The organism is Pedobacter sp. D749 (assembly GCF_019317285.1).
In the GTDB taxonomy this organism is placed as follows: domain Bacteria; phylum Bacteroidota; class Bacteroidia; order Sphingobacteriales; family Sphingobacteriaceae; genus Pedobacter.
On record NZ_CP079218.1, the window covers coordinates 4788941 to 4811873 of the forward strand.

The window sequence follows — 22933 nt, forward strand, 5'->3', positions numbered from 1 at the left end:
ATGGTTTGGGCGGGTTATGAATTAAACTAAGGAATGGTATAGGTACCCAGGTACTGGCTGTTTGCCACGGCCATGGCATCGCGTTTCACTGCAAAAGCCCACCCATGAAAAACATCACCACTAAAGCCGGCGCCAATTACCGCGGTGTAAGTCATTGCGGCGCGCTGCGCGTCTTCGTACACCAGGTACATGCTTTTGGTAGCGTTAAAAAGCACTACAGTAAGCGAGTCATCGGTAAAAGAATTGTAGCGTTTAAAATGCTCTGCCAGTTCAGTACCAGATCTGCCCCTTGCAGGCTTGCATTAAGGCCATGAAAAACCGAAAGCGAACCTCTGCTAACCACCACCTGCGAAAAATCGATCACAAAATCCGGGTAGCTACCGCTAACCGCCTGGTTTAAGAAGATTTTTACCGCTGCATTGTAGCCTGTAATTTTGTTCAGCTGTTTATCTTTAAAGCCAATGTTTAAAATGTCTTTAATAGGGCTCAGGTAGAGCGCGGCGAGCGCAAATTTAGCACGCTGGGCCAGTTGGGGTTCGGTACTGGGTTTGCTGCTTTTTTTTGGCAAGCCCCTCAGGTAATCGATGCTGCGCCAGTTGCTGCCAATTACACTGCCTACTTTGCCAGAGAATGCGCCATTTGCGCCTTTTGAATAAGTTGCCATAATTTTTGTTTTTTATTGAAAAAATGTTTGTATCAAAGGATTTCTGTTTATACCGGTATGTTTAAATCCATGCTCAAACTTAGCGGCCTGGCAGCGTTATCACCTTATTTTGGACTGAAATGAGCTAAATTGAGCCAATTTGCAGGGATTGTGAGCTAAAATGGGCCGTCACAGCTAGCTCGTGGTGTATAAACCGTGGGAACTTGTGGCAGCCAACTTAAGGGCAGCATAACCATAACGAGTGTAACTGATCGGCCAAAACAGCCCCCGGCTTTACCTTTTAGGTAACCAAAGGGTAAAGCCGGGGTAACCATGGGGTAACCCTGGGGTTAACTTGGTGTACAGAAAGGGTAAACAACTGGTAAAGAAAGGGTAAACAATGTCTTATGCTGTCTTCTTCAGATACGGCCTTTTCGCTGGCTCTCCAGGTAGGCGGCCAGCAGATCCTTCAGGTAAAAACGATCGCCACCCGGTAGTTTTACAGGCTTTAACGTGCCATCTTTTACCTTACGTTTGTACGTGCTTTCGCTAATGTTTAAGTAATCTTTAACCTGCTGGCGGGTGAGTTGCACATCAGGGTCGCCGAAAAGATCGATAAAAGTAAAGGTGAGTTGTTCTTTGTTGAGTACGAGGTAAATATTGTACATTACCTGTACCAGCGCTTCAAGGTTATTCATAAGGCGTAAAATTTAAAACACGAAACCATTTTGCGAAAGGCTGATGAGGCGTTCCTCAACCAGATCCGAAAGAGGTTTCTATTCTGACATTCAAGCAGTTAAACCCATAGCACTGAAGCGGCTCAAATCGGTTAGAAATACGGTTTTTACCTGTAAATTTTAGCGCCAAACAGCACCAAAAGCTGTTTAACAATCCCAATAAAATTCAAGTTAATGGTAGATATGTAAATTCAAATTCATTGGGGCGACAACTTTTCCCAAAGTCATGGGCAGCCCCGGCTAAGGCTACGTTTTGTTAACGTTTCTTTCGGGATTCCATCTACGGTAATATGGGTTTTATGTGCTCACTGAATCGCTTACCTTTTGCTTAATCCGAAAAAATGAATAATTTGGAGTTTTCAGAAAACGAAAAAACCTGTAAACATTTTATTTACAGGTTTTTAGTTAAATATAAACTATTTTCGCGGAATGGACGGGACTCGAACCCGCGACCTCCTGCGTGACAGGCAGGCATTCTAACCAGCTGAACTACCACTCCTTTTGTTCTTCTTTAAAGTTCGAACCTCTTTCCCTTTCGGGACTGCAAATATATACACTATATTCAGTTTATCACTATAGTAACCGACTTTTTAATTAATAAATACGTAACACACTGAGCCTCATTCTACATATTTTAATCAAAATGATTATTTAACAAAAATGATTATATCACTGAGAATATTGCTATCAAGCAGGTCTTAAATAAGCATACTCATCTTTATATTCATTCGGACACATAAGCTCAACAGATTGTCCCCTCTCGTATCCCGAAGATTACTCGTTCAAAAAAACAAAATGGGAAACAAGGACGGTTTGCTGATGAAATTAAACGTTAATCTGCATATTCCTCCAATATACTTAGCGTATATTTTGATAGTTTGTATTTTACGGCTACCAGGCCGAAAAATCTTTTCAAGGTAGTTGCGCTGATCATTTTTTTAGTGCTCTTAGAAATCTCTTCCGACAAAAATCTGCAATCCCAGGAAGTAACAGAACTTAGCCCGGCTTTTAAACAGACGCGGGCTCTTAGTTCTTTTAATGCTTTATCATCCATAATTTACAAGCTTTCCTACCTTGGTGTGCCAGGTAGGAAAGTGTTATTACTAATATTTTAAAATGGTAAATTCTGTTCTTCTATTTTGCTGATGTTCTGCTGTAGAACAGCTCACGCCATTTGAGCAGCGGTTAAGCAAACGTGTTTCGCCATAGCCTTTGGCAGTCATCCTACTTCTCGCGATACCCCGGCTTACCAGGTAATTGACTACAGATCTTGCTCTCCGTTGAGAAAGGTCCAAGTTGTAGATATCTACACCACGACTATCTGTATGAGAAGCAAGTTCAATTTCCAGGGTAGGGTTGTCCCTCATGGTGCGGACCAGTTCATTCAATATTTTTGCCGCATCAGCCCGGATATTGTCCTTGTCAAAGTCGTAATGAATATTCGCAAGTCTCAGTGTTTTACCCTCTTCAAACAACGGCTCTAAGCGCAATTCGGCATATAAAGTATCTGATTTTGTCAGCCCTTTTGTGGTTAACATTGCTGAGTCTGCGTAGAACTTTATTTTGGTTCCAAGCACTTTATAGTCGCTTTCTTTATCAAGCTGAAAGAAGAAGGTACCATCCTGTTCATTGATTTTTTTTGCTACGATACCTGATCCGTCCTTCGACAGGGTAACTGTCACATCAGAAAGGCGTTCCTGAGTTTTCTTGTTAAACGCTACCCCACGTAGCGCGAGAATAATTTTCGGACGGGAATAGTTGAACGTATAGATGTCGTCAGAACCCTGTCCACCTTTACGGTTAGATGCCAGATATCCGGTAATTCCATCGGGGGTTGGCCCGGTGGTAAAGAAAGCAAAGTCATCTGCAGCAGAGTTAACAGGATACCTTAAATTTACTGCTTTCGTCCAGTTGGATTTATTACCCTTGCTGCTGAAAATATCCAGGCCGCCCATTCCGGGCAATCCGTCTGTAGAAAAGTATAGTGTACCAGTTTCACTTACCGAAGGAAACATTTCGTTGCCAGCAGTATTTACCGATGGCCCTACATTAATAGGTTTTCCCCAGGTACCGTCAGACTGCAGGTCGCTATACCAGATATCTGTTCCGCCCAATGTTCCGGGCATATCAGACACAAAATACAGCGTTTTTTCGTCGGAACTCAGACTTGCATGACCCACGGAGTATTCTTTAGGTTTGTTATACGCAAAAGGCTGCACCTGGTAATTCCCCGTCTGCTTATTCTTAGTGTAAATATAAAGTTCGAGGTTACTTGTTTTATATTTTCGTTTGCCAGCTTTACCCACTTCACCCTCGCTGCCCGTGTAAGTGCGGGTAACGTAAAAAACGTTTTGGGACTTGTCCGATACGAGCGGTCCCTGATGAAACGGAGCATCATTAAGGCCTGATTTTATCACCACAGGATTAGTGAGGTTATGCTCCATATCCGACATTGAGGCATAGATTTTAAGAAAGCTATTTCCCGTCCAGCCATAAGTTTTGTTCAATCCTTTGTTTTCCGGCTCTCCGGTAAAATACACAAGTTTTCCCACAGGGTAGGCTGAGAACTCCGAAAGCGGTGTGTTTACCCCCGTTTCATTTCTAATCTGGTAGGAGAGCGGATTTGCCATCCAGGTAATGGCAGAGTCGCAACCTGCAAGTTGCAAGGCCACCTGAGGCGTAAGGCCGATCTTAGTGGCATAGTCAGCAAACACCTTTTTTGCCTCTGCGTATTTAAGATTTGCTTTCAGCATTTCGCCATAATAGAGTAGGTTGATGGCCGAACTTTCAGGCATAGCGATAACGCGCGAGTACCAGGTTTCCGCAGCCTCAAAGTCGTTCATATTGCGGTAACACAGTGCGAGATTTTCAAGGTCTTTAAGTCGCGGATTATCCTTGTCCACCAGTTTTTGGATTAGGGTGGCAGCGTTTGCATAGCTATATTGATTTAAAAGCATCTGAGCCCTTTCACGGACCCCGGGTTGTTCTTGAGCATTTGCCGATCCGAGCAGGATTGAGAGGACAACAACGACTAAACTAAATTTCCTATAATGGTTGTTCATATTAATTTTTGGTTAAAGTGATCTTAATGTGTTCTATTAATTCTACCAGGCCAATAACGAAAGCCGACACGACTAAGATGGATAATAACATCAGCCAGACCACGCCGGCTGTTGCTTTTAGGATGTAACAAAGTATCATATTAAAAAAATCTTGGACTCAGTAAACGAATATCCTTCCGTGGGAAGGTCATACCGAGGGTGATCTCGTGCGTACCGTTTGAGATGCTTCCGAGCCTACTCAGCGCATAATCGTAAGAATAGCCGATGCGAAAACGTTTGTCCACATAAAATTGGGCGATGCCTGAAATTGCGTTCAATTGACTAAGATCCTGTCCATCAGTATATTTTTTCTTCCAGGTTTTTACACCCGTGCGGTATGCCCCACCGAACCATACTTTGCCACCGAAGATGACCATTGCGCCTACATCTAAACTGGTTGGCCCTTTAAAATCCTCTTTAATCATAATACTCGGGCGCAGTTTAGTATCTTCATTCAGATCGACCAACATGCCCGTAATCAAATACATATGACGCTGGCGCCTGATATTTTCATTACTACCATCACTCCAACGGAAGATTGCATTGTCGTAGGATTTAGAAAATAGATCCATTACAGACGCGCCAATATAAAATTTAGGACTCGAGTAGTACACTCCAAACCTGGCATCAGGAATGATATTGCTGATTTTACCAACCGGCAGCGATTGATCACCACCATCTACCGGGTTAAGCATGCTTCCATCTAAGCCATATTGTGTGAGGCCGACACCAACACCAAAACTTAATCTTCTTGTGTCCTCATCATTTAACCGGATTCGGTACGCATAATTGACATAAGCAGAATTTGCCGATTGCGGACCGAGCTTATCAGCCGTAATCTGTAAGCCCAGGCCCATTCTTTTCGTATACGGATCCAGAACCCCATCGATAGAAATCTGCCCGGTCCTCGGAGCACCTTGAATCCCTGTCCATTGGCTTCTGAGGGCCATCTGGGCAAACCATTCCTCCTTATAACCGGCATAAGCAGGGTTTACGCTCAATGAATTGAAAATATATTGTGTAAACTGGATGTTCTGCTGCGCAAGAACCGGAGTAGTTCCACAACATAGCAAAGCTGCTACCAGTATTAATTTATTTATGCCTTTTATCTTCATAGCTTTTTTGATATGGCCGGTTGCCCGGCCTATACTTATTTTTTAATTAAAACCCAACCTTTTTTAATCTGCTTATCGTTGCCGTTTCTCAGCGTGATCATGTAGTAATAGGTGCCTGCGTTTAGGCCCTGACCGTCCCATGTGTTTTTGTAGTTGCTGTTACGGTATACTTCATTACCCCATCTGTTAAAGATTGCTATTTCTACCTGTTGGTAGTTTTCGATACCTACGATTACGAACAGATCATTCTTTCCATCACCATTAGGCGTAAACACATTAGGTATAAAGAAGCCCGTTACATCGATAGTCGCGATAGCCACATTGGTCCAGTTTCCATTCTCGTCTTTTACGCGGTAAGTAAACTGATCTTTCCCGGTGTAGCCGCTATATGGCGTATAGATTACAGTTCCGTCAACATTAACTACCAGTGTTCCATGCGCCGGAGACGAGATAACTTCAACCGTCGATCTGTCGAATGGAGATCCGTCGATCCTGTCGTTGGTAAGTACAGGAATTGATACCGGCTTATTGTATTCCGTTTCTGCATGATCATCAATTGCGATCGGTTTAGAAGGAATCACCGTAATTGTTACCGTTGCAGTGTTAGAAACCTGACCGTTTTCATCGGTGACGGTATATGTAAAAGTATCCGTTCCGGTATATCCGTTATCAGGTGTATAATTTACTGTACCATCTGTATTCACCTTAACCGTACCATGAGCAGGATTGGTAATCACAGTTGTACTTGCAGGCACTAAAGGCTTGCTTCCAGGAAGATCATTAGTTTGAACATTGACGGTTACCGGTTTATTTTGCTGCGTTTTACCAGCGTCATCTTTCGCTACAGGCGGCTTAGCTAAAGGTGTTTCCGTAGCCGTATCATTGTCGGTATCTGTACCCGATGTGTCTTTCACATCGTTGCCTTTAGGATCTTTGGCCGTTGCCACTGCTGTGTTTGTTACCTTTCCGTTATCAATATCTGCAGCTGTAATTTTATAAGTTTCCTTATGAGTTACCGTGGCACCTGGTGCAAGTGCTCCAGGGATCACTTTTGTACCAGCAAAGATCAAAGGATCATTAAGAACAATATTGCTCAATGTTGTGTTTCCTGTATTAGTGATCGTGAAGGTGTATTCGATGTTGTTGTTTAACACGAAAGCACCCTGTACACCAGTTCCCACGTTAGTTACCTTTTTAACAAGTACCAAAGCACCAGTTTGTGGAAGTGGTGTAACCGTGCAATCCGGACAGGCAGGATCAACAGGAGGCGTACCAGGACCTGAAGGGTTACCGCTTTCAGACTGATCGGTAACGTTGTTTCCTTTAGGATCTTTACCCGTTGCTGTTGCAATGTTGTAAACAGCACCTTTATCAATATCCGCTTGTGTTACCGTGTAAGAAGCAGTAAATGTAGTTAAGTCGGCAGCACCAGGAAGTAAAGTTACCGGACCACCGGTTACTGTTACTTTAGGGTCAGTAATAACGATGTCACTTACCGTTACGTTACCAGTATTTTCAACTTTGAAGGTATAGCTGATCTTGTCGCCAAGGTTTACTTTACCGTCACCGTTGGTATCTGCATAAGTTCCGGTTTTAGTTAATTTAATGACCGGGGTTTGTGGAAGTGGAGTAACCGTGCAATCCGGACAGGCAGGATCAACAGGAGGCGTACCAGGACCTGAAGGATTACCACTTTCAGACTGATCGGTAACATTGTTTCCTTTAGGATCTTTACCAGTTGCTGTTGCAATGTTGTACACAGCACCTTTATCAATATCGGCCTGTGTTACAGTATAAGAAGCAGTGAATGTATTTAAGTCGGCAGCACCAGGAAGTAATGTTACCGGTCCGCCAGTTACGGTTACTTTAGGGTCAGTAATAACGATGTCACTCATCGTTACGTTACCAGTATTTTCAACTTTGAAAGTATAGCTGATCTTGTCGCCAAGGTTTACTTTACCGTCGCCATTGGTATCTGCATACGTTCCGGTTTTAGTTAATTTAATAACCGGGCTTTGTGGAAGTGGAGTAACCGTGCAATCCGGACAGGCAGGATCAACAGGAGGCGTACCAGGACCTGAAGGATTACCACTTTCAGATTGATCGGTAACATTGTTTCCTTTAGGATCTTTACCTGTTGCTGTTGCAATGTTGTAAACAGCGCCTTTATCAATATCGGCCTGTGTTACCGTATAAGAAGCAGTGAAGCTTGACAGGTCTGCTGCACCAGGAAGTAAAGTTACCGGGCCACCAGTTACGGTTACTTTAGGGTCAGTAATAACGATGTCACTCACTGTTACGTTTCCAGTGTTTTCAACTTTGAAAGTATAGCTGATCTTGTCGCCAAGGTTTACTTTACCATCGCCATTGGTATCTGCGTAAGTTCCGGTTTTAGTTAATTTAATAACAGGAGTTTGTGGAAGTGGGGTAATCGTACAATCCGGACAGGCAGGATCAACAGGAGGCGTACCAGGACCTGAAGGGTTACCACTTTCAGATTGATCGGTAACATTGTTTCCTTTAGGATCTTTACCCGTTGCTGTTGCAATGTTGTACACAGCACCTTTATCAATATCGGCCTGTGTTACCGTATAAGAAGCAGTGAAGCTTGACAGGTCGGCTGCACCAGGAAGTAAAGTTACCGGGCCACCAGTTACGGTTACTTTAGGGTCAGTAATAACGATGTCACTCACTGTTACGTTTCCAGTGTTTTCAACTTTGAAAGTATAGCTGATCTTGTCGCCAAGGTTTACTTTACCATCGCCATTGGTATCTGCGTAAGTTCCGGTTTTAGTTAATTTAATAACCGGGCTTTGTGGAAGTGGTGTGATTGTACAATCCGGACAGGCAGGATCAACAGGAGGCGTACCAGGACCTGAAGGGTTACCACTTTCAGACTGATCGGTAACGTTGTTGCCTTTAGGATCTTTACCAGTTGCTGTTGCAATGTTGTAAACAGCACCTTTATCAATATCGGCCTGTGTTACCGTATAAGAAGCAGTAAATGTATTTAAGTCTGCTGCGCCAGGAAGTAATGTTACCGGTCCGCCAGTTACGGTTACTTTAGGGTCAGTAATAACGATGTCACTCACCGTTACGTTTCCAGTGTTTTCAACTTTGAAAGTATAGCTGATCTTGTCGCCAAGGTTTACTTTACCATCGCCATTGGTATCTGCGTAAGTTCCGGTTTTAGTTAATTTAATAACCGGGCTTTGTGGAAGTGGTGTGATTGTACAATCCGGACAGGCAGGATCAACAGGAGGCGTACCAGGACCTGAAGGGTTACCACTTTCAGACTGATCGGTAACGTTGTTGCCTTTAGGATCTTTACCAGTTGCTGTTGCAATGTTGTACACAGCACCTTTATCAATATCGGCCTGTGTTACAGTATAAGAAGCAGTGAATGTATTTAAGTCGGCAGCACCAGGAAGTAATGTTACCGGTCCGCCAGTTACGGTTACTTTAGGGTCAGTAATAACGATGTCACTCATCGTTACGTTACCAGTATTTTCAACTTTGAAAGTATAGCTGATCTTGTCGCCAAGGTTTACTTTACCGTCGCCATTGGTATCTGCATACGTTCCGGTTTTAGTTAATTTAATAACCGGGCTTTGTGGAAGTGGAGTAACCGTGCAATCCGGACAGGCAGGATCAACAGGAGGCGTACCAGGACCTGAAGGATTACCACTTTCAGATTGATCGGTAACATTGTTTCCTTTAGGATCTTTACCTGTTGCTGTTGCAATGTTGTAAACAGCGCCTTTATCAATATCGGCCTGTGTTACCGTATAAGAAGCAGTGAAGCTTGACAGGTCTGCTGCACCAGGAAGTAAAGTTACCGGGCCACCAGTTACGGTTACTTTAGGGTCAGTAATAACGATGTCACTCACTGTTACGTTTCCAGTGTTTTCAACTTTGAAAGTATAGCTGATCTTGTCGCCAAGGTTTACTTTACCATCGCCATTGGTATCTGCGTAAGTTCCGGTTTTAGTTAATTTAATAACCGGAGTTTGTGGAAGTGGAGTAACCGTGCAATCCGGACAGGCAGGATCAACAGGAGGTGTACCAGGACCTGAAGGGTTACCACTTTCAGAATGATCGGTAACGTTGTTGCCTTTAGGATCTTTACCCGTTGCTGTTGCAATGTTGTAAACAGCACCTTTATCAATATCCGCTTGTGTTACCGTGTAAGAAGCAGTAAATGTAGTTAAGTCGGCAGCACCAGGAAGTAAAGTTACCGGACCACCGGTTACTGTTACTTTAGGGTCAGTAATAACGATGTCACTTACCGTTACGTTACCAGTATTTTCAACTTTGAAGGTATAGCTGATCTTGTCGCCAAGGTTTACTTTACCGTCACCGTTGGTATCTGCATAAGTTCCGGTTTTAGTTAATTTAATGACCGGGGTTTGTGGAAGTGGAGTAACCGTGCAATCCGGACAGGCAGGATCAACAGGAGGCGTACCAGGACCTGAAGGATTACCACTTTCAGACTGATCGGTAACATTGTTTCCTTTAGGATCTTTACCAGTTGCTGTTGCAATGTTGTACACAGCACCTTTATCAATATCGGCCTGTGTTACAGTATAAGAAGCAGTGAATGTATTTAAGTCGGCAGCACCAGGAAGTAATGTTACCGGTCCGCCAGTTACGGTTACTTTAGGGTCAGTAATAACGATGTCACTCATCGTTACGTTACCAGTATTTTCAACTTTGAAAGTATAGCTGATCTTGTCGCCAAGGTTTACTTTACCGTCGCCATTGGTATCTGCATACGTTCCGGTTTTAGTTAATTTAATAACCGGGCTTTGTGGAAGTGGAGTAACCGTGCAATCCGGACAGGCAGGATCAACAGGAGGCGTACCAGGACCTGAAGGATTACCACTTTCAGATTGATCGGTAACATTGTTTCCTTTAGGATCTTTACCTGTTGCTGTTGCAATGTTGTAAACAGCGCCTTTATCAATATCGGCCTGTGTTACCGTATAAGAAGCAGTGAAGCTTGACAGGTCTGCTGCACCAGGAAGTAAAGTTACCGGGCCACCAGTTACGGTTACTTTAGGGTCAGTAATAACGATGTCACTCACTGTTACGTTTCCAGTGTTTTCAACTTTGAAAGTATAGCTGATCTTGTCGCCAAGGTTTACTTTACCATCGCCATTGGTATCTGCGTAAGTTCCGGTTTTAGTTAATTTAATAACAGGAGTTTGTGGAAGTGGGGTAATCGTACAATCCGGACAGGCAGGATCAACAGGAGGCGTACCAGGACCTGAAGGGTTACCACTTTCAGATTGATCGGTAACATTGTTTCCTTTAGGATCTTTACCCGTTGCTGTTGCAATGTTGTACACAGCACCTTTATCAATATCGGCCTGTGTTACCGTATAAGAAGCAGTGAAGCTTGACAGGTCGGCTGCACCAGGAAGTAAAGTTACCGGGCCACCAGTTACGGTTACTTTAGGGTCAGTAATAACGATGTCACTCACTGTTACGTTTCCAGTGTTTTCAACTTTGAAAGTATAGCTGATCTTGTCGCCAAGGTTTACTTTACCATCGCCATTGGTATCTGCGTAAGTTCCGGTTTTAGTTAATTTAATAACCGGGCTTTGTGGAAGTGGTGTGATTGTACAATCCGGACAGGCAGGATCAACAGGAGGCGTACCAGGACCTGAAGGGTTACCACTTTCAGACTGATCGGTAACGTTGTTGCCTTTAGGATCTTTACCAGTTGCTGTTGCAATGTTGTACACAGCACCTTTATCAATATCGGCCTGTGTTACAGTATAAGAAGCAGTGAATGTATTTAAGTCGGCAGCACCAGGAAGTAATGTTACCGGTCCGCCAGTTACGGTTACTTTAGGGTCAGTAATAACGATGTCACTCATCGTTACGTTACCAGTATTTTCAACTTTGAAAGTATAGCTGATCTTGTCGCCAAGGTTTACTTTACCGTCGCCATTGGTATCTGCATACGTTCCGGTTTTAGTTAATTTAATAACCGGAGTTTGTGGAAGTGGTGTGATTGTGCAATCCGGACAGGCAGGATCAACAGGAGGCGTACCAGGACCTGAAGGGTTACCGCTTTCAGACTGATCGGTAACATTGTTTCCTTTAGGATCTTTACCCGTTGCTGTTGCAATGTTGTAAACAGCACCTTTATCAATATCGGCCTGTGTTACAGTATAAGAAGCAGTAAATGTATTTAAGTCTGCTGCGCCAGGAAGTAAAGTTACCGGTCCACCGGTTACGGTTACTTTAGGGTCAGTAATAACGATATCACTTACCGTTACGTTACCCGTATTTTCAACTTTGAAAGTATAGCTGATCTTGTCGCCAAGGTTTACTTTACCGTCGCCATTGGTATCTGCATACGTTCCGGTTTTAGTTAATTTAATAACCGGAGTTTGTGGAAGTGGTGTAATTGTACAATCCGGACAGGCAGGATCAACAGGAGGCGTACCCGGACCTGAAGGGTTACCACTTTCAGACTGATCGGTAACGTTGTTTCCTTTAGGATCTTTACCCGTTGCTGTTGCAATGTTGTAAACTGCACCTTTATCAATATCGGCCTGTGTTACCGTATAAGAAGCAGTAAATGTAGTTAAGTCTGCTGCACCAGGAAGTAAAGTTACCGGACCACCGGTTACGGTTACTTTGGGGTCAGTAATAACGATATCGCTGACCGTTACGTTACCAGTATTTTCAACTTTGAAAGTATAGCTGATCTTGTCGCCAAGGTTTACTTTACCATCGCCATTGGTATCTGCGTAAGTTCCGGTTTTAGTTAATTTAATAACCGGGGTTTGTGTGATGATCGTTTCAGTAGGCGTATCATTTAAAGCAGTAGATCCCGAAATATCACTTACAGGTGTATTGATTGGATCCTTAGCAGTAACAGTAGCCTGGTTTGTTACCTTACCAGCATCAACATTAGCCTGAGTAACCGTATATGTACCTGAGTAAGTCCATACTTCGCTAACACTAAGCAACTGATCGTTACCAGTATCGCCCGTAGGGCCAGTTAAGGTAACAAAAGGCAGACTTTCAGCTAAAGCGACCGTGTTCAATATTACATCCCCTTCGTTTTTGACTTTAAAGCTGTAATTAATCACATCACCAAGTTTGAAAGTGCCACCAGCACCGCTACCCGTATTCGTTATCGATTTAACTAAAGATATTTTCGGATTGGTACCAATGGTGATCGTTACCGTAATCGGGTCAGAATCTACCAGATCGCCCGTAGTAAGTTTGTAGGTGTATGTATCCGTACCGATATAACCATTTGTTGGCGTATAGGTAATTGTTCCATCACCATTAACCACAACAGAACCGTGCGTTGGATTAGCCACTTTACTAACAGTGGTACCCGATGCACTGACACCATCGTTAGATTTTACAACTGTTGTAACCGGAGTGTTCAATGCAGTTAAACTAGCATCATCAACACCAACCGGTTTAATGCGGACAGTAATTGTACCCTGATTACTTACAACACCTGCATTGTCTTTTACCGTGTATTTAACCGGCGTTGCAATACCGATAAAGGCAGGCTCAGGGTTAAAGGTAACTTGTCCAGTTGCCGGATCAACGGTATAAACACCCTGGTTGGCTACCGTAAGACTGGTACTATAGGTATTTGTTGTTGGGTTAAATAGTAAAACTGTTGTTTTATTGATTGTTGCGTTACCGTTTGGATCCGTATCGTTTGCAAGAACGTCAATAATCAAGTCAGTGTCTATAGTAGTAGATACTCCATCGTTTACAGCAACCGGAACCTGATCAACGGCAAAGTTTACCGCTGTTACATCCATGCTTAAACCAGGTATCACTACTGTAACCCGCATGTCAGGCACACCAGTTTCAAACCCCGTCTGACTGTTGTTAACTCCAAACGCATCACCTACAGCATTCCAGCCAGTGGGTATTGTTGGCGGGATATTAGCTATTGTATTGGTTCCGTTTACCGGCACATTAACAGTAGAAATAGCCACACTATACGTCCCCTTATTCAGGTTGGCAAATTGATAGCTGCCATCAGCGGCAACAGGCGTTTTAGCAATAATTTTATTCGTGTTATCTAATAAGTAAGCGTATAGTGGAGATCCGCCGAGCGTGTTGATTCCTGTTCCGGAGATTTGATTATCACTCAGGCCGTTTCCGTCGTTAATCACATTTCCAGAAATTGACGGACCAATAATATCTTTCAGCTTGTAATCTTCTGTTTCACCATCGGCAGCGAACGACGTACTTCGCTCATCTACCGGCGTAGCAGGATCATCAATTAGAGTACTTGTTGTTATTCTGATCCGTGCATAGAGCGGCCCGGTTTTGATGTCATTAATAAAAGACGCATTAGGATAAGTAAGCGTTACTGTATAATTGGAAGCATTGGCCGGAACAGTAACACTGATCATTTCATTGGGAGAAAAAATACCATCCCCATCAAAGTCGACCCACCCACGTACCACAGCAGGTACGTTTTTAGTATTAGTAACCGGAAATCTAATGACATAATCCCCAGCCTGATTCACCTTAACGTCGGCTAATGCCGAAGCATCAATCGTGTTTTCATCATTATTCTGCGTATTGTTATCTGCATTAGCCAGGGGCCCATGAGCACCCAGACCATCCGCATCTACATTTGGCGAACCGATATACACTGTAGCCTCAGGCGTTAATGGTGTAGTAGGGTAATTAACAGTGGCATAATCGCCGTCACCAGGAAAATAATCGGTGATCAAAAATTTATCAATATAATGGCCAACTTTATCACCATAAGAAATCGGGGCATCCCCAAGATCAAAAGGCAAGACAAAACCGATAGCCATGGCGGTAATACCAGAACCTTTCATCTCTACATCCAGCAGGTTGCTTGCATTGTGGGCAAACATAACTGCCTGGATACCAAAATTGCCTGGCGTAAGGTTAGCAGAAAGTTTAAATTTCTTACCTGCATTAGAGAGCAACATTCTATAGTGGTCATCATTAGCGTTACCATTGGTACGCTTGTTTAGCAGCTGCCAGGCAATAGAAGAAGGCGATGTTCCCTGGATATATTCACCACCAGCATCAATAGATTCAGCATCGCCGATCACCATACCTGGGTAAGTAATATTTGTCCAGACCCCGTTCATCAAGATATCAACTTTTACGTCGATATCGAACTTGATTGTTGCGCCGGTTGTGGTAGCAAGACCCGAATTTACCACACCTCTGGAATTGGGCTTAGTAAGTCCGTTTCCAGAATAGATCAGGTCGAGCCCATCACCGGAATATTGACCAGGCGTATAGGCTACCATATTTCCGCCAGCATTAGTAGTGCGGTTAGAAATGATGGCCGTAATGCGGACTGTTGGGGAGAACATCCAGCGGTACGTACCATTTACCACATTGTTACTGTTAAAAGCAGCTGGCTTTTCAGTCAGGGTAGCATTATCCCAGGTAAGCCAGTATACAGCTTTGGTAAGATCGCCAGCTGTTCCGCCAATGGCATATTGTGCCCTGGCGTTGTTTACGAAAAAAGTTAGAGCAACGAGCAATCCAATTGCGTACCGAAATCGTAAGTTTCGTTTTAAATAAAGTAAAAATTTTTCCATGCGATAAGTTTATCTTTCCCCTTACACATAGGGGAGCGTTAAGTGGGCGCAAAGATGACTTATGCAGGCATTAGTAACGGATCATCCATATGGGCAGGCGTACTTCCCACATGGATGATCTATGTTGATGTGACCTCTTGCAGGTACTCTGAAGGCGTGAGGCCAACTATCAATTTGAAGTTTCTATTAAACGAAATCTTTGAATTAAAGCCACTTGCGAGAGCAAGTTGTTCTATAGTTAGCTTGCTCCCGGATTTATTATCGAGCATATGGCAAGCATATGCTATGCGGTGCTTGTTAACGAAGCTGGTAAAATTGGTCTGCAGCTGCAAATTGAATGTTTGCGTAAGGTGGTGGGCTGGAATTTTAAGTTGGAGTGCAAGATTTTCCAGGGAAAGAGACGGATCAAGGTAAGGTTTTTGCGCATCCATCAGATCATTAAGTCTGGAAGTATATTCCTGCAGCTGGAGATCCGATAATTTCGACTTGGCATATAAAGGGGTTGCGTCTTTATCAAGAGCATCCTCTAAAGGTCGCTCGCCATCAGCGCGGTGAATCTTAAGGAACATATTTTTCAGATAACCGAGAATCAGGACTGTGATAATCAGCATGAACGTATAAATAGTTGTTCGAAACACATAGCTGCTTTGTGCGGCAGTACCATGTTTAGCTATGGAGATGCTTACAGCAATAAAGAACATACTGACAAACAGCATCATAATTCCGCCCACTAATATGATATTACGTTTCCGCTTCATGTGCAGGATTGCATTGCTTCCGTTACTAAAGATGCCCGTAAAGGTGTAGCCTAAAAGAGAGCATACCGAGCACAATGCACTTATTCGCATCACTGGCTTGAAAATATGGGGATCCTTATACCAACCGTAGATTGCCGAATGGATAAAGATAACGAAGAAGATTGCGAATGGGGTTAAATGAATCAATACCCTACCCGTAGAAATCGTCTTTCCTTTCATTGCCCGAAGCGCAAAGTAAAGAAAAGGACCGTAGACAAATATGAAAGGCATCATCCTATCCAACCACCGCTCGTGTATGTAGAAATTCTCCAGATAAAAGACATAAAATGCATGGAAAAACACAAATATGGAAAATGCGTTGATGACTTTTCCAAACAAATCTTTTTTGTTGTATTCAAATCCGATATAGATGTTTATCGCACTAACAGTTCCTGTCAACAATAGCAGGTAGGGAATCAGTGGGAATATTGCCGGTTCATTCATAGGTGCTAAGGGGTACGCTGAGGATCTAAGTAAGTTCGCTGGTATTCTTGTGGTGTTAAATTAGTGATTTGCTTAAAATATTTATTGAAAGACGTTTTTGAGTTGAAACCGCATTCATAAGCTAAAGATTCAATGGTAAGCATGCCGTTGCTGGATTTCATTTGTTCAATAGCATAGCTGATTCTATACTGAGCTACGAACTTATAAAATGTGAGCTTCATGTGCACCGTAAATATTTGAGAGAGCAGGTGTTTTGGGATGTCTAATGTTTTAGAAAGAAGCTCCAATGACAGGTCGGATTTGAGATAAATATTTGTGTTGTCAAAGCAGTCGGTGATCATTTTTCTGTAGCGCTCTGCCATCTCAGTACTCAACTGCGAATTAGCATACATAGGTGTTACGGCGTCTTCCAGCTTCGCTGGAAGCGCTTTTGGCGCATTCGCCAGGTATCGAAAAACCAGGAAACTCATGCTCAATAACAGAAAATAACTAAAGAAACGGTAGTCAATCCGCATGTCAATTTTAAATACGTTCCAGCATAAATACATCAGGATCATTAGTGTGGCAATGATGATATATATGGCAGCGCACATGACCAGCAGGTCGGCAGCAAGTGTATTTTTTGCCGAGTACAGTTTATTGAGTGTCAGGCAGCTGTATGTTATTAGTGATATAGAGATCACCAAATAGGAATTTTGGTAAAGCGCAAATGAGCTACTGGCCCATGTATAATGAAAGATTGTGGTAAACCATACATATGCATAGAGAACCGTGGTAAGCGCCGCCGGTATTAAATGTAAGCCATCTTTACTGGTCGTTCGGGGCCCAGATAGAGATCGTAAAGCAAGATGGAGCAGTGGTCCAAACAACATCCATGCGGGGTTCCATAAACGCTCATTAAACTTTATTTCATTTGTGATCCATTGAAATTTGTAAAAGACAACATAAATTCCAAGGCAAGCTGAGAGCAAAATTAATTTGTTGAAGGTATCGGCTAGCTTTAAAAGCATTTTTTATTAATCATCAAGGATATTCGACTATCAACAAAGTTACCCTTTTCTAAAATATTTTTAGTGATTTCGGTTGTTCAGTTTGTTATTAAGGAAAGGGAGCAAGCGGGATTCTTGGGGGCATTAAACAAAAAAGCCTCAACTTTTGCAAGTTAAGGCTTTTGTTGCGGAATGGACGGGACTCGAACCCGCGACCTCCTGCGTGACAGGCAGGCATTCTAACCAGCTGAACTACCACTCCTTTTGTTCTTCTTTAAAGTTCGAACCTCTTGTCTCTTTCGAGGTTGCAAATATAGAGACTATATTTTAATTCGCAAACTTTTTTTTCAAAAATATTTAACTCCTTAACCTACAGCACCTTCCTGCATCTTCTCTGCATTTTCTGCGAACTGGAGTGCGTCAATAATCTCCTGGATATCCCCATCCATAATACTTGGCAGGTTATACATCGTTAATCCGATACGGTGTTCGGTAACACGTCCTTGTGGATAGTTATAAGTTCTGATCTTAGCCGAACGATCTCCGGTTGACACCATTGTTTTACGTTTAGCAGCAATATCACCATTCTTTTTCTGCAATTCGATATCGTAAAGTTTACTACGCAACATCTCCATCGCAATTACACGGTTACCCAACTGAGAACGTTCTTGTTGACATACCACTACAATACCCGACGGTTTATGTGTTAACTGCACCTTGGTTTCTACCTTATTTACGTTCTGTCCACCGGCACCGCCCGAGCGCGAAGTTTGCAACTCAATATCAGCAGGGTTAATATACAGATCAATTTCTTCTGCTTCCGGTAAAACTGCTACTGAAGCCGCTGAGGTATGCACACGGCCCTGCGTTTCCGTATCTGGCACGCGTTGTACGCGGTGTACACCACTTTCGTACTTTAACTGACCATAAACATCATCGCCATTCACTTTCAGAATTACCTCTTTATAACCGCCCGCTGTACCTTCAGTTACATCAACAGTCTCCACTTTCCAACCCTTAGTTTCGAAATAACGGGTATACATGCGGTATAAATCGCCCGCAAATAAAGCCGCTTCATCGCCACCAGTACCTCCGCGAATCTCAAAAACTGCATTTTTAGCATCTTCAGGGTCTTTAGGAATCAACATCAAGCGGATATTGCTTTCCATTTCTTCCTGCTGTTTTAACAAAAGATCGAGTTCTTCTTTTGCCATTTCGCGCATTTCAGCATCTTTCTCTGTAGCTAAAATTTCTTTGTTGGCATCAATATTACTCATTACATTTTTGTAGATTTTATATTCATCTACAATCTTGCCTAAATCTTTATATTCTTTATTTAAAGCCGCAAAACGTTTCATATCCTGAATGACATCCGGATTGCTCAACGATTCTTCCACATCTTCCCAACGCAGCTTTATAGCTTCTAATTTATCTAACATATTTATTCTTGTTGAAATTTCCTGACGGCGGGTATAGGCCCAAAAATTCAGGAAATGCAAAAATAAGGAAAAAAGCTGAATTAGTTTGTTTAGGATTATAGGTTAATTGGTTAACTTTTTGAACTGGTTAATCGCTTGGACGTAATGCGAGATAAAATAAAACAATATGTTGTCCGTTAGTCAAAAATTCTAAAAAGTTGATTTAAGGTTTTGGAAATGAGCAGTTCCTCTCCTATGGCAGCCGGTAGCCCCGCTATCACTCCAAGTCCTCGCTGCGCTGTGGGCTTTCCGTTTTATCGGGTTTAGGAACACAGGGAGGGTGCAGTTAGGCCCAATGCGACCCTCAATAGTAGCATGAACCTGCGTAACTAAACGGGATTGTAGTGGCAGCTCCCGATTTTCCTTCAAAATCGGGACTATAACGGAAAGCCCGACGAACATTAAGAAAAGTTACATACACTGCTTTCCAAAAAAACAGACTATATAGTTGGAATAATAGTTTTAGGCTGAGAAAAGTGCTATTTAAAGGTTTTGGAAATGGGCAGTTCCTCACTTATGGCGGCCAGTAGCCCCGCTATCACTTCAAGTCCTCGCTGCGCTGTGGGCTTCCCGTTTTATCGGGTTTAGGAACAGAGGGCGGCACAGCTAGGCGATGTGCAACCCAAATAGCTAAACGGCTCAAAAATTAAGCCTCTGGCTTGTAATATTCCAATTTTAAATCAACACCATCAAAAACCCCATAAGAATTATAATTAAGCCATTCGCCAATATTTACATAGCGGCTTCCCTTACCCAAATCAATATCAAGCGGCAGGTGTCTATGTCCGAAAATAAAGTAATCGAAATGCGCTTTCTGCAGATGTTCTTTGGCATAAATGGCCAGCCATTCTTTATCCTCGCCTAAAAAAACTTCTTTTTCGGTTTGTGCAGCCCTACTGCCCTGGCTCCATCCATTTGCAATGCCGATGCCCAGGTTTGGATGCAAACGGGCAAACAACCATTGACAAAGTTTGCTTCTAAAAATTTTCCTTAAGAATTTATATTTGTTGTCTCCAGGCCCTAAACCGTCGCCATGGTGTAGATAAAATTTCTTACCTCCTCTTTCGATGATCAATTCATCACTTACAATTTCCATCCCGATTTCCTGAATGAAATAATCGCGCACCCACATATCATGGTTGCCTTTAAAAAAATAGATTTTTATCCCGGCATCAGCCATAGTTGCCAATTTACCCTGCAGGCGAATAAAGCCTTTAGGAATTACTTTCGAATACTCGAACCAGAAGTCGAAAATATCGCCCATCAAAAACAATTCGCCACAATTTGGTTCTATAAAATCTAACCAACTTACAATGCGCGCTTCACGGACACGGCTTTCGGCATAATTGGGCGTACCTAAATGAAAATCGGAAGCGAAATAAATATTTTTTGCCATGGATTTTTCAAAGGTAAGGCAAAAAGCTTAAAAAGACTAAAGAGGGGAAGACCACACAAAGACTAAAGCTTAAAGGCCAAAGAATAAAATAATGAGCCAAACTCAGTGTAAATCTGTGTTTCCGTGGCAAAAAACTTAATGCCCTTAATTTCTCAATGGTAAAAACCCTAAGGTAAAGGCTGAAAAACCAGTACAAAGACTAAAACTTAAAATATCTTAATCTGTGCAATCAACCCGAAGGTAAAAAAGCTGAAAGACTAAGGCGAAAGAATAAAATAACGAGCTAAACTCCGTGTAAATCTGTGTTTCCGTGGCAAAAAACTTAATACCCTTAATTTCTCAATGGTAAAAACCCGAAGGTAAAGGCTGAAAAACCAGTATAAAGACTAAAATTTAAAATACCTTAATCAGTGTAATCAAGCCGAAGGTAAAAACATATATTAGTAAATAAATCTGTTTCACTATGAAAAAACAAATTCTATTAAGCTTACTTGCACTAAGTCTGCTTGCATGTAACCAAGGCAAAAAACCTGCAGAAAAAATAACATTAATGAAATACCCTGAAACAAAGAAAGATAGCACAAAAGATAATTATTTCGGCACCACTATTGCCGACCCTTACAGATGGCTGGAGAATGATACCTCTATAGAGACAAAAGCCTGGGTTATAGCCGAAAATAAGGTTACCCAAAACTATCTCGAGCAAATCCCCTATCGTGCGGACATTAAAAAACGCTTAACTGAAATCTGGAACTACCCGAAAGAATCAGCTCCATTTAAGGTTGGCGAATATTATTTTTTCACAAAAAATGATGGCCTTCAAAACCAAAGTATCTGGTTTATTAAAAAAGGATTAGATGGCAAAGAAGAAGTTTTTCTTGATCCAAATACACTCACAAAAGATGGAACAGCAGCCGTTTCGCTTTTGGGCTTCTCTCACGATAAAAAATACCTGGCCTATTCGGTTGCGCAAGCTGGATCAGACTGGAGCAATATTTACATAATAGAAATAGCCAGCAAAACCAAATTAGCCGATGAGCTAAAATGGACAAAATTTTCTGGCGCAGCCTGGAAAGGCGATGGTTTTTACTACAGTAAATTTGACGAACCTGCTAAAGGAACCGATCTTTCTGCAGCCAATAAATACCAAAAAGTGTATTTCCATAAATTGGGCGATCAGCAACAAAATGATCAGTTAATTTTTGAAGATAAAACCAATCCAAATCTATATTTCGGAGCCAATGTTACCGAAGATGAACGTTTTCTGGTGGTTTATGCCAGTGCCGGCACTTCAGGCAATGCACTATATTACCAGGACTTAAAAGCACCCGGAAGCAAAATTGCCCTACTGGTTAAGGGCTTCGAAAACAACCACAGTGTTGTTGATAATATTGGTGATAAACTACTGGTAAACACCGACCTTGGTGCGGAGAACAAACAAGTGGTTTTGGTTGATCCTAAAAATTCAGATCCTAAAAACTGGCAGAAGATTATTCCTGAATCGAAATTGGCTTTAGAAGGTATTGGAACTGGCGGAGGATTTCTTTGGGCTTCTTACTTAAAAGATGCAAGCACCAATATTATTCAGTTTGATTTAACAGGAAAGAAAATTGGCGAAGTAAAACTACCAGCAATTGGAACTGTTGGAGGCTTTGGAGGCTACAAAGAAGATAAAGAATTTTTTTACACCTTTTCCAATTTCACCATTCCCGGCACCATCTACCGTTACGATGTGGGCAAAGCTGAATCGATTTTATATAAAAAGTCAGAATTAAAGTTCAATACAGACGATTTTGAAACCAAACAAGTATTTTATCCATCAAAGGATGGCACTAAAGTACCCATGTTCATTGTACACAAAAAAGGCATCAAACTGGATGGCAATAACCCGGTTTATCTTTATGCATACGGCGGTTTCCAGATTAGTTTAACGCCGGGGTTCAGCCTGTCAAGGATGTTATTTTTAGAGCGTGGTGGCATTTACGTTCAACCGAGTTTACGGGGCGGGAGCGAATATGGCGAAGCCTGGCACAAAGGCGGCATGTTAGCAAAAAAACAAAACGTTTTCGACGATTTTATTGCCGCAGCTGAATACCTGGTTAAGGAAAAATATACCAACCCATCTAAAATTGCCATTTCGGGCGGCTCAAACGGCGGTTTACTAGTTGGAGCTTGTATGACTCAACGACCTGATCTTTTCAAGGTAGCTTTACCAGCCGTTGGCGTGCTCGACATGTTGCGCTACCATAAGTTCACTGTAGGCTGGGGCTGGGCTGTTGAATACGGAACCAGCGATAAAAAAGAGGATTTTGATTACCTGATTAAATATTCACCGCTCCATAACATAAAAAGCGGGGTGAATTATCCGGCCACATTAATTACCACAGCGGATCACGATGACAGGGTGGTACCGGCACATTCATTTAAATTTGCGGCAACCTTACAGGATAAATACAAAGGTGAAAACCCGGTTTTAATCCGAATAGAAACTAAAGCGGGTCATGGAGCAGGCAAGCCGACAACGAAAATGATTGAAGAGGCGGCTGATGTATGGAGCTTTGTATTCCAGAATTTAGGAATGAGTTGGTAGCGTATTTTTTGTCATTCTGAACTCCATAGAATGTCGTCATCTCGACT

12 protein-coding genes and 2 tRNA genes are annotated in these 22933 nt (G+C 42.4%); 1 reads left to right on the forward strand and 13 read right to left on the reverse strand.

Going from position 1 to position 22933, the window contains the following annotated elements:
- Nucleotides 1-26 precede the first annotated feature (26 nt).
- The 13 genes from KYH19_RS19600 to KYH19_RS19660 form a co-directional block, all read right to left on the reverse strand.
- Complete coding sequence (locus tag KYH19_RS19600; RefSeq protein WP_219076327.1) at nucleotides 27-215, reverse strand: hypothetical protein; 189 nt, start codon at nucleotides 213-215, stop codon at nucleotides 27-29.
- Nucleotides 215-664: a DUF6266 family protein gene (locus KYH19_RS19605; RefSeq protein ID WP_219076328.1), complete on the reverse strand. Its 450-nt coding sequence runs from the start codon at nucleotides 662-664 to the stop codon at nucleotides 215-217. Before KYH19_RS19605 ends, KYH19_RS19600 begins: the two co-directional genes overlap by 1 nt.
- A gap of 398 nt (nucleotides 665-1062) precedes the next feature.
- Entirely contained in the window at nucleotides 1063-1341 is a 279-nt protein-coding gene (locus tag KYH19_RS19610; protein WP_219076329.1) for a helix-turn-helix domain-containing protein, read from the reverse strand.
- A gap of 464 nt (nucleotides 1342-1805) precedes the next feature.
- A tRNA-Asp gene (locus KYH19_RS19615) sits at nucleotides 1806-1879 on the reverse strand.
- Between the two features lie 333 nt (nucleotides 1880-2212).
- Nucleotides 2213-2434: a hypothetical protein gene (locus KYH19_RS19620; RefSeq protein ID WP_219076330.1), complete on the reverse strand. Its 222-nt coding sequence runs from the start codon at nucleotides 2432-2434 to the stop codon at nucleotides 2213-2215.
- Nucleotides 2435-2483: 49 nt separating this feature from the next.
- Nucleotides 2484-4442 carry an OmpA family protein gene (locus tag KYH19_RS19625; protein ID WP_219076331.1) on the reverse strand — a complete coding sequence of 653 codons (1959 nt, stop codon included), beginning with the start codon at nucleotides 4440-4442 and terminating at the stop codon, nucleotides 2484-2486.
- 140 nt (nucleotides 4443-4582) lie between these two features.
- Complete coding sequence (locus KYH19_RS19630; RefSeq protein WP_219076332.1) at nucleotides 4583-5596, reverse strand: type IX secretion system membrane protein PorP/SprF; 1014 nt, start codon at nucleotides 5594-5596, stop codon at nucleotides 4583-4585.
- Between the two features lie 35 nt (nucleotides 5597-5631).
- Nucleotides 5632-15192 carry a CshA/CshB family fibrillar adhesin-related protein gene (locus KYH19_RS19635; protein WP_219076333.1) on the reverse strand — a complete coding sequence of 3187 codons (9561 nt, stop codon included), beginning with the start codon at nucleotides 15190-15192 and terminating at the stop codon, nucleotides 5632-5634.
- Nucleotides 15193-15311: 119 nt separating this feature from the next.
- Nucleotides 15312-16433: a helix-turn-helix domain-containing protein gene (locus tag KYH19_RS19640; RefSeq protein WP_219076334.1), complete on the reverse strand. Its 1122-nt coding sequence runs from the start codon at nucleotides 16431-16433 to the stop codon at nucleotides 15312-15314.
- 5 nt (nucleotides 16434-16438) lie between these two features.
- Nucleotides 16439-17443, reverse strand: coding sequence for an AraC family transcriptional regulator (locus tag KYH19_RS19645; protein ID WP_219076335.1), 1005 nt, complete (start codon nucleotides 17441-17443; stop codon nucleotides 16439-16441).
- A 167-nt stretch (nucleotides 17444-17610) separates the two neighbouring features.
- Nucleotides 17611-17684, reverse strand: a tRNA-Asp gene (locus KYH19_RS19650).
- Nucleotides 17685-17787: 103 nt separating this feature from the next.
- Complete coding sequence (prfA, locus tag KYH19_RS19655) at nucleotides 17788-18861, reverse strand: peptide chain release factor 1 (protein WP_055904375.1); 1074 nt, start codon at nucleotides 18859-18861, stop codon at nucleotides 17788-17790.
- A 685-nt stretch (nucleotides 18862-19546) separates the two neighbouring features.
- Nucleotides 19547-20296 carry a UDP-2,3-diacylglucosamine diphosphatase gene (locus KYH19_RS19660; protein WP_219076336.1) on the reverse strand — a complete coding sequence of 250 codons (750 nt, stop codon included), beginning with the start codon at nucleotides 20294-20296 and terminating at the stop codon, nucleotides 19547-19549.
- Nucleotides 20297-20759: 463 nt separating this feature from the next.
- Here KYH19_RS19660 and KYH19_RS19665 point away from each other — a divergent pair, with 463 nt between their 5' ends.
- Complete coding sequence (locus tag KYH19_RS19665; protein ID WP_219076337.1) at nucleotides 20760-22886, forward strand: prolyl oligopeptidase family protein; 2127 nt, start codon at nucleotides 20760-20762, stop codon at nucleotides 22884-22886.
- The last annotated feature ends 47 nt before the right edge of the window (nucleotides 22887-22933 follow it).

Coding starts and splice junctions, on each gene's coding strand:
- KYH19_RS19660 (WP_219076336.1), bottom strand. CDS start 20,296: ATGGCAAAAAATATTTATTTCGCTTCCGATTTTCATTTAGGTACGCCC.
- KYH19_RS19625 (WP_219076331.1), bottom strand. CDS start 4,442: ATGAACAACCATTATAGGAAATTTAGTTTAGTCGTTGTTGTCCTCTCA.
- KYH19_RS19620 (WP_219076330.1), bottom strand. CDS start 2,434: ATGGATGATAAAGCATTAAAAGAACTAAGAGCCCGCGTCTGTTTAAAA.
- KYH19_RS19630 (WP_219076332.1), bottom strand. CDS start 5,596: ATGAAGATAAAAGGCATAAATAAATTAATACTGGTAGCAGCTTTGCTA.
- KYH19_RS19635 (WP_219076333.1), bottom strand. CDS start 15,192: ATGGAAAAATTTTTACTTTATTTAAAACGAAACTTACGATTTCGGTAC.
- KYH19_RS19665 (WP_219076337.1), top strand. CDS start 20,760: ATGAAAAAACAAATTCTATTAAGCTTACTTGCACTAAGTCTGCTTGCA.
- prfA (WP_055904375.1), bottom strand. CDS start 18,861: ATGTTAGATAAATTAGAAGCTATAAAGCTGCGTTGGGAAGATGTGGAA.
- KYH19_RS19610 (WP_219076329.1), bottom strand. CDS start 1,341: ATGAATAACCTTGAAGCGCTGGTACAGGTAATGTACAATATTTACCTC.
- KYH19_RS19640 (WP_219076334.1), bottom strand. CDS start 16,433: ATGAATGAACCGGCAATATTCCCACTGATTCCCTACCTGCTATTGTTG.
- KYH19_RS19645 (WP_219076335.1), bottom strand. CDS start 17,443: ATGCTTTTAAAGCTAGCCGATACCTTCAACAAATTAATTTTGCTCTCA.
- KYH19_RS19605 (WP_219076328.1), bottom strand. CDS start 664: ATGGCAACTTATTCAAAAGGCGCAAATGGCGCATTCTCTGGCAAAGTA.